This is a genomic window from Nonomuraea rhizosphaerae (genome assembly GCF_019396405.1).
Classification (GTDB): domain Bacteria; phylum Actinomycetota; class Actinomycetes; order Streptosporangiales; family Streptosporangiaceae; genus Nonomuraea; species Nonomuraea rhizosphaerae.
The window spans coordinates 1-7628 of record NZ_JAHKRL010000252.1; the positions used below are offsets into that span (position 1 = coordinate 1).

9 protein-coding genes are annotated in these 7628 nt (G+C 71.6%); 2 read left to right on the forward strand and 7 right to left on the reverse strand.

Annotated elements, in window-relative coordinates:
• Positions 1 to 154: 154 nt before the first annotated feature.
• The 3 genes from KME77_RS12730 to KME77_RS12740 form a co-directional block, all read right to left on the reverse strand.
• Positions 155 to 1093 carry a sulfite exporter TauE/SafE family protein gene (locus tag KME77_RS12730; protein WP_219466208.1) on the reverse strand — a complete coding sequence of 313 codons (939 nt, stop codon included), beginning with the start codon at positions 1091 to 1093 and terminating at the stop codon, positions 155 to 157.
• A 114-nt stretch (positions 1094 to 1207) separates the two neighbouring features.
• A complete protein-coding gene (locus KME77_RS12735) occupies positions 1208 to 3493 on the reverse strand; it encodes a HelD family protein (RefSeq protein ID WP_219466210.1) in 2286 nt (761 codons plus the stop codon).
• A 98-nt stretch (positions 3494 to 3591) separates the two neighbouring features.
• Positions 3592 to 4479 carry a LysR family transcriptional regulator gene (locus KME77_RS12740; RefSeq protein WP_219466214.1) on the reverse strand — a complete coding sequence of 296 codons (888 nt, stop codon included), beginning with the start codon at positions 4477 to 4479 and terminating at the stop codon, positions 3592 to 3594.
• A gap of 90 nt (positions 4480 to 4569) precedes the next feature.
• Here KME77_RS12740 and KME77_RS12745 point away from each other — a divergent pair, with 90 nt between their 5' ends.
• Positions 4570 to 5055 carry a nuclear transport factor 2 family protein gene (locus KME77_RS12745; protein WP_219466217.1) on the forward strand — a complete coding sequence of 162 codons (486 nt, stop codon included), beginning with the start codon at positions 4570 to 4572 and terminating at the stop codon, positions 5053 to 5055.
• A 3-nt stretch (positions 5056 to 5058) separates the two neighbouring features.
• Here KME77_RS12745 and KME77_RS12750 read toward each other — a convergent pair whose 3' ends face one another.
• Positions 5059 to 5286 carry a thioesterase family protein gene (locus tag KME77_RS12750; RefSeq protein WP_372451170.1) on the reverse strand — a complete coding sequence of 76 codons (228 nt, stop codon included), beginning with the start codon at positions 5284 to 5286 and terminating at the stop codon, positions 5059 to 5061.
• A 43-nt stretch (positions 5287 to 5329) separates the two neighbouring features.
• On the opposite strand from KME77_RS12750, the gene KME77_RS12755 reads away from it, so the two are divergent.
• Positions 5330 to 6091 carry an SDR family NAD(P)-dependent oxidoreductase gene (locus KME77_RS12755; protein WP_219466225.1) on the forward strand — a complete coding sequence of 254 codons (762 nt, stop codon included), beginning with the start codon at positions 5330 to 5332 and terminating at the stop codon, positions 6089 to 6091.
• Positions 6092 to 6130: 39 nt separating this feature from the next.
• Here the strand turns inward: KME77_RS12755 and KME77_RS12760 are convergent, their stop codons facing one another.
• From KME77_RS12760 to KME77_RS12770, 3 genes are all read right to left on the reverse strand, one after another.
• Positions 6131 to 6604 (reverse strand): pyridoxamine 5'-phosphate oxidase family protein, encoded by a 474-nt coding sequence (locus KME77_RS12760; RefSeq protein ID WP_219466228.1) that lies wholly within the window; start codon positions 6602 to 6604, stop codon positions 6131 to 6133.
• Between the two features lie 68 nt (positions 6605 to 6672).
• The gene (locus KME77_RS12765) at positions 6673 to 7428 is read right to left on the reverse strand and encodes an ATP-binding cassette domain-containing protein (protein ID WP_219466229.1); all 756 of its coding nucleotides are present in this window, start codon (positions 7426 to 7428) and stop codon (positions 6673 to 6675) included.
• A partial coding sequence (locus KME77_RS12770) for an ABC transporter permease subunit (protein WP_443679432.1) occupies positions 7425 to 7628 on the reverse strand: 204 nt, incomplete at its 5' end. The genes KME77_RS12765 and KME77_RS12770, both read right to left, overlap by 4 nt.

Here is a 7628-nt window from a genome sequence, read left to right on the forward strand (position 1 = left end):
GGTGGCGGGCGGCCGGTGGCGGGCGGCCGGTGGCGGGCGGCCGGTGGCGGGCGGCGGACGGCTCACGCCCGCGTGCCCCGAGGGCCGCAATGCCGTTGGCCCGGCGCACCAGGCGGTGGGCCGGGCCGGCAGCGGCATGGAAGAGATCGGGCGGTCAGGCGGGAGCGGTCTCCTCCTCCTCGCTGCGCTGCTTGACCTCGCTCTCCACGGCCTCGACGGACTCGTGCTCGCGGTCGCGGCGCCATTCGCGGACGGAGTAGGCGATGGCGGCGGCCCAGAGCACGGCGATGACGATGTAGAAGATGGCCTGGACGCCGCCGGGGGCGTCGATCCAGTCGCTGCGCAGCAGGGTGCGGACGTTGGTGATGATGATGACGCCGCCGACCGCCGAACCCAGGATGCGCGGGGGGATGTGGCGGACCAGCCAGGCGGCGATGGGGGCGGCGATGACACCGCCGAGCAGCAGGACGCCGACCCAGGCGAAGTTGATGTTCTCCGAGCCGATGCCGATGAAGAAGCCGATGCTGGCGGCGATGGCGACCAGGAACTCGCTGGCGTCGATCGAGCCGATCACCTTGCGCGGGGGGATGCGGCCGCTGGCCAGGATGGCGGGGGTGCCGACCGGCCCCCAGCCGCCGCCACCGGTGGAGTCCACGAAGCCGGCGACCAGGCCGAGGGGCGCCAGGAAGCGCTTGCGCAGCGGCTTGCCCAGGTTGCCGCGCGGCAGGCCGAAGGCGGTGAAGCGGACCAGGATGTACAGGCCCAGGGACAGCAGGATGATCGACATGATCGGCGCCGCCACCTCGGTGGACAGGCTCGACAGGAAGGTGGCGCCGGCGAAGGCGCCGACCGCGCCGGGGATGCCTATCTTGGCGACGACTTTCCAGTCGATGTTGTTGAAGCGCCAGTGCGACAGGCCCGAGGCGAGCGTGGTGCCGATCTCGGCCAGGTGCACTGTCGCGGAGGCGGCGGCGGCATTGGTGCCGATGGCCAGGAGGAGGGTGGTTGAGGTGACCCCGTAGGCCATCCCCAGACTACCGTCCACGAGCTGGGCGGCGAACCCGACCAGGCCGAGCAGGATGAGTGATCGCACCACATCCCCTTTCCCGTTTTTCCTACTATATCCGTAGGAAAAGCATCGTTGGGCTCGGCCGTACGGTCAAGTTACTTTTTGGACACTAAATCCCACAGTGTGGACGCGGCCCCCTCAGCCCGCCCGGTCCAGAAGATCCAGCACCGGCGGCAGGTCGCCCTCATGGGTGACCGTCAGCCGGCGGGTCGCCCGGGTCACCGCCACGTAGAGGTCCTGGCCGCCCATCGGGGACTGCGCCAGGATCGCGGCCGCGTCCACCACGACCACCGCGTCGAACTCCAGCCCCTTGGCCTGCGTCACCGTCAGCACCACCACCGGCGCCTCCAGGTCGTCGCTGCCCGGGAACAGCGCCGCCACCTCGCCGTGACGGGCGTCCGGGGTCAGCACCCCCAAGGTGCCCTCACCGATCTCCGCCAGCTCGGCCGCCACCAGCGCCGGCAGCTCCCCGGCCCCGGCGCGGACCGCCCTCGGCTCGGCCTCACCCTGCCTGACCGACTCCGGCGGGCTCTGCGACGGGTCCACCGACCGCAGCACCTCGGCCGCCACCCGCATGATCTCGGCGGGGGTGCGGTAGTTGACCAGCAGCCGCTCCTCACGCCAGCGACCCTTCAGGTACGGATCCAGGACCTCGCCCCACGAGCGGGCGCCCGCCGCCGACCCCGTCTGCGCGATGTCGCCCACCACCGTCAGCGAACGCGCCGGCACCTTGCGCATGACCAGCCGCCAGGCCATCGCCGACAGCTCCTGCGCCTCGTCCACGATCACGTGGCCGTAGGCCCACTGGCGATCGGCCGCCGCCCGGTCCGCCGTCGTCAGGTCCGAGCCCGCGCCGGCGTGGCGGTCGGCCAGCACGTCGGCCCGGTCGAAGATCCCCTCCTCCAGCAGGCCGGTCGTCTCCAGCACCTCCCGGGCGAACAGCTGCTGCTCCTCCCACTCGCTCTCGGCGTCCCTGGCCGCCACCCGCCGCGCCGAGTCGTCCTCGCCCAGCAGCTCGGCCGCCTCGTCCAGGAGCGGAACGTCACCGACCGTCCACCCGGCGTCCCGCTCCCGCACCAGGGCCCGCCAGTCCAGGCCGGCCGGCGCTAGCGAGGCCAGCGTCTCAGGGCAGGCCAGCAGCTCGCCGATCAGGCGCTGCGGCGTCAGGTCCGGCCACAGGGCCTCCACCGCCTCGCGGATCGGCGGCTCCTGCCACAGCCGCTTGGACGCCAGCGCCACATCCACCTCGTCCATGTCGCGGTCCAGGTCGAGCGGCGCCTCCAGCTCCGGGTCGTCGAAGTCCATCTCCGCCAGCCGCAGCGCCGCCTCCAGCGCCCGCGCCTCGGCCAGCGCCAGCTCCTTGAGCAGCTCGGTGACGAACAGCTTGCGGGCCATGTTGTGCGGCAGCCGCACCGCCCGCGCCCGTTCGCGCAGCCGCGCGCACACCGCCCCCGCCACCGTCAGCACCCGGCCGTCCAGCAACACCCGCAGATCGCCGTCCGGCAGCCGCTGCCGGTCCCGCACCGCGGCCGCGACCAGGGCGGCCATGCGCAGGTCGCCCTTGACCACCGCCGTGCGCGGCGCGTCCACCCGCACCGCGCGCACCCCCGGGAACAGCTCCCCGACCGTCGACATCACCACCTGCGTCTCGCCCAGCGCGGGCAGGACCTGGCCGATGTAGCGCAGGAACATCAGGTTCGGGCCGACCACCAGCACACCCCGCCGCTCCAGCGTCCTGCGGTGGGTGTAGAGCAGGTAGGCGGCCCGGTGCAGCGCCGCGACCGTCTTGCCGGTGCCCGGTCCGCCCTGCACCACCAGCGCGCCCTGTAGACCGGCGCGGATCACCCGGTCCTGCTCGGTCTGGATGGTGGCCACCACGTCACCCATCCGCCCGGTACGGCCGCGGCGCAGCGCCGCCAGCAGCGCCGCCTCCCCCACCAAAGTGCGCCGATCGCCCTCGCTCAGCCGTTCCAGGTCGAACACCTCATCGTCCAGCCCCACCACGGTCCGCTCCCGGGTGTGCAGGTGACGGCGGCGCAGCAGCCCGCCCGGGTCGCTGGCCGTCGCCACGTAGAACTGGCGCGCCGCCGGCGCCCGCCAGTCGACCAGCACCGACTCGTGCCCGGCGTCACGCAGCCCGATCCGGCCGATGTAGGTCGTCTCCCCCGCCGTGTCGTCGATCCGGCCGAAGCACAGGCCGCGCTCCACCCCGTCCAGCTGGGCCAGCCGCCTGCCCTGCTCGGACGCGCTCACCTCACGCTCCACCCGCGCCTGGCGGGTGCCCGTCTCCGCGCCGCGCCCGTGGACCTCGCGCAGCGCCTCGCGCGCCCGCTCCCGCGCCGCGTCGAGCCTGCCGTACAGCATCCGGACCGCGTTCTGCTCGATGTCAAGGGCTTCCGCGAGAGCATCTTGACGATTAGCCATTGGCTGGTATACTCCTATCAGGAGGGCGTGTGCAGTCGCTTGAGAAGTAGTGTCAAGTAAGCGAGCCTACCGCCGCCCGATCCCCTCAAGCAAGCGCCTCAGGCGCACTCGCGTGCCGCCGCCACAAAAGCGCGCACCAGAGCGGTGTCCTCACCCGCCCGCCACACCAGCCCCCACTCCAGCGGCGGCGTATCACTGAACGGCACATACACCACATCCGGCCGGGCGTAGTACTGCCGGGCCTGCGCCCCCACCGGGAAAACCCCCTTACCCGCGCCGATCAGCGTCAGCACCTCCTGCAACGTCGCCGCCTCCCGCCCCTCGCCGATCACCCGCCCCCCAGGCGTACGCCGCACCGGCCCCGGCCGCCCCGCCGACCAGTAGTCAGGAATCGAACACGGCGCCCGCAGCACCTCCTGCCCCGCCAGCGCCTCGATCGACACCGAACGCTCACCCGCCAGCACACTGGAGGCCGGCACCGCCAGCATCCGCCGCTCCGACAACAGCACCGGCCCCGCCACCAGCCCCGCCACCTCCACCGGAAAACACCCCAGCAGCAACTCCACCTCACCCTCACGCAGCCGCTCCAGCGCCCCGCCCATCTGTACCTCCCGCACGCTCACCACACACCCCGGACGACGCGCACCGAACACCTCCACCACCCGCAACAGCAACTGGCCCGCGGCCGCACCCACGAACCCCACCCGAAGCTCCCCCTCCACCCCGCGCCCGGCCCGCACCGCGTTCGCCAGCGCCGCCTCCACCCCCTCGTACGCGGGCCGCAACTCCGCCACGAACCCCACCCCCAACGGCGTCAACGCCACCCGCCGGCTGGTCCGCTCGAACAACGGCGCCCCCACCCGCCGCTCCAGCTTCCTGATCGTCTGACTCACCCGGGCCGTCGTCACCCGCAGCCGCTCAGCCGTCCGCCCGAAATGCAACTCCTGCGCCAGCGTCAAGAACGCCTCGATCTCCTGCCGCTCCACCCCGCACCCCCACAACGTTAAATCCGGCTTAACGGTCGTTGCAGGATAGCTCGTTGATCCCGCCACCCCCACGACCCCATCGTGGAAACCATGTACGTGACAGACACCTGCGCCCGAACCGCCACCACCAGCCTCACCGACCGCGTGGAGATCATCGACGCGCTCTACCGGTTCGGACTCGGCCAGGACCTCAAGAACCGCGACCTGTTCGCCTCCGCCTTCACCACCGACGCCGAACTCGACTTCGGACCCGCCGCCGCCAGATGGGGCGGCCAGAGCCCCGTCATGAAAGGCCGCGACACCATCGTCGACCTCATCCTCGGCCTGTTCACCGGCCGCGTCGAAACCAGCCACCAGGTCACCAACCCACGCCTCCACCTCGACGGCGACCACGCCCGCCTCACCGCCATGGTCGAGGCCCAGCACCTGCTCAGCGCCGACCCCACCACCCACGCACTGCTCAAGAACCTGTACGCGGCCGAACTCACCCGCGACGGCAGCCGCTGGCTGATCAACCGCCTGCGCATCGACAACCTCTGGTACACCGGCGACCCGCACGCCATCTTCACCCCCTGACACTCACCCCCCGCCAGAACCCCCCGCCGCCCGCTTGGCCAGGGCACGCGCGGTGAACCTCCCCGCGTCCACGATCACCCGCTCATGCGTACCCTCACCGATCACCTCCACCCCGTCATGAGCCGACACCTCGAACCCCAGCCGCCGCCCCTCCACCGACACCAGCACCACCCGGCACCTCACCGGCGTCGCCGCCCGACCCCGGGCAAGACGCCCCGCACCGGCAGCCACCCTGCCGATCCCCGCCCCGCCCCTGGTGCTAAGTTGACCATTCGTGTCCGACTACCTGCGCGACCTTTTCTCCCTGCACGGCCGCCGCGCCCTGGTCACCGGCGGCAGCTCCGGCATCGGCCACGCCATGGCCGAGGCCATCGGCCGCGCCGGCGCCGAAGTCGTCATCGTCGCCCGCAGGCAACCCGAACTGGACAAAGCCGTCAGCCGGCTGCGGCAGCACGGCGTCACCGCCTCCAGCATCGCCGCCGACCTCGGCGACCGCACCGCCCTCCAGCGGGTCTGCGAGAGCGCGGGCCACATCGACATCCTGGTCAACGACGCCGCCAACAACATCCGCAAACCCATGGCCGAGCTCACCCTCGACGACTACGAGCAGACCATCGCCGTCAACCTGACCGCCCCCTACCTGCTCGGCCAGCACTTCGGCCCGCGCATGGCCGAACGCGGCTGGGGACGCATCATCAACATCGGCTCCCAGCAGAGCATCAGCGCGTTCGGCAACAGCGGCGTCTACGGCGCCGCCAAGGCCGCCATCGCCGGCCTGACCCGCTCCCAGGCCGAGGCATGGTCGAGCAGCGGCGTGTGCGTCAACACGATCATCCCCGGATTTGTGCTCACGCCGCTGACCGAGCCCGCCCAGGCCGTCCCCGGCCGCGTCGAACAGCTCGCCGCCCGCCACATGGTCGCCCGCAACGGCGTGCCGGCGGACTTCGAGGGGGCCGCGGTGTTCCTGTCCGGTGACGCCTCCGCGTTTGTCACCGGACAGATGCTGTTCGTCGACGGCGGGTTCTTCGTCCACTGAGGATGATCGTGAACCGGCCCGACGCCTTTACTTTGTAGATTACTTGCGGCGGATCTGGGTCACGCCCGTCCCGTTGTCGTGCCAGGCGTCGATGACCAGCTCGTCGCCCTCGACGCGGGTCCACACGACCTCGGTCACCTCGACCCGGAACAGGTGCGAGTCGTCGCCGGGAATCCCCGCCTCGGCCAGCGCCTTGGCGTCGGTGATCTCCACCGCCCGCCCGCTCACCTTCACGTCGCCGGCCCACGCCGACGGGTTGGCCTCGTCGGGGTCGGGCGAGGTGACGTGCAGCGCCATGCGCGGGTCGCGGCGCAGGTCGAACGCCTTCACCGCCCGCGACATCGACCCGATCCACAGCTCGCCGTCGCGGAACTGCGTCTCGATGCCGCTCACCCGCGGCGAGCCGTCCTTGCGGACGGTGGCCAGCACCTTGTGCCGGTGGCGCTCCATCAGGCCCCGCGCGGTGCTCGCCAGCCCGGGAGCCTGGCCCTCGAACTCCTGCCATGACGTCATGACCGCCATCATGGACCACCCCACCGACAGAATCCCCACCGGCAGAATTCGCGGTCGCTGAGGGCCGCCTACTCGCGGTTCAGCTCGTGGGAGAGCTGCTCCAGCTCCGCCCCGCCCGCCATCAGCGCGGTCAGCTCCTCGCGGGTGATGTCGCCCTTGCCGTACTCGCCCATGCTCGTACCCCGGTTGAGCAGCAGGAACCGGTCCCCCACCGGGTAGGCGTGGTGCGGGTTGTGGGTGATGAACACCACGCCGAGCCCCCGGTCGCGGGCCCTGGCGATGTAGCGCAGCACGACACCGGCCTGCTTGACGCCGAGCGCGGAGGTCGGCTCGTCCAGGATGAGCACGCGGGCGCCGAAGTGCACGGCCCTGGCGATGGCCACCGACTGGCGCTCACCGCCCGACAAGGTGCCGACGGGCTGGTCGACGTCGCGGATGTCGATGCCCATGGCCGCCAGCTCCTCGCGCGCCACCCGCCGGGCCTTGGCCACGTCGAAGGCCAGGCCCTTGCGCGGCTCGGAGCCGAGGAAGAAGTTCCGCCACACCGACATCAGCGGGATCATGGCCAGGTCCTGGTAGACGGTGGCGATGCCGCGGTCCAGCGCTTCACGCGGGCTGGAGAAGCGCACCTCGGCCCCGTCCACCAGGAAGGAGCCGGTGTCGTGCTGGTGCACCCCCGAAAGGATCTTGATGAGCGTCGACTTGCCGGCGCCGTTGTCGCCCAGGACGCAGGTGACCCGGCCTGCCTCCACGCCCAGCGACACATCGCGCAGCGCCAGGACCGAGCCGAACGTCTTGCCGATGCCGCGCGTCTCGATGATCAATGCTTCACCTCCTCGGCGTACCGCCTGACCAGGCGGTTGGCCAGCGTGGCCAGCAGCAGCATCGCGCCGAGGAAGAACTTGAACCAGTCGGCGTCCCAGCCCAGGAAGACGATGCCCTTGTCGGCCATGCCGAAGATCACCGCGCCGATGGCGGCCCCGACGGCGGAGCCGTACCCGCCGGTGAGCAGGCAGCCGCCCCT

Excerpts from the sequence above, each read along its gene's own strand:
- KME77_RS12745 (WP_219466217.1), top strand. The coding sequence starts at position 4,570 with ATGTACGTGACAGACACCTGCGCCCGAACCGCCACCACCAGCCTCACC.
- KME77_RS12760 (WP_219466228.1), bottom strand. The coding sequence starts at position 6,604 with ATGACGTCATGGCAGGAGTTCGAGGGCCAGGCTCCCGGGCTGGCGAGC.
- KME77_RS12735 (WP_219466210.1), bottom strand. The coding sequence starts at position 3,493 with ATGGCTAATCGTCAAGATGCTCTCGCGGAAGCCCTTGACATCGAGCAG.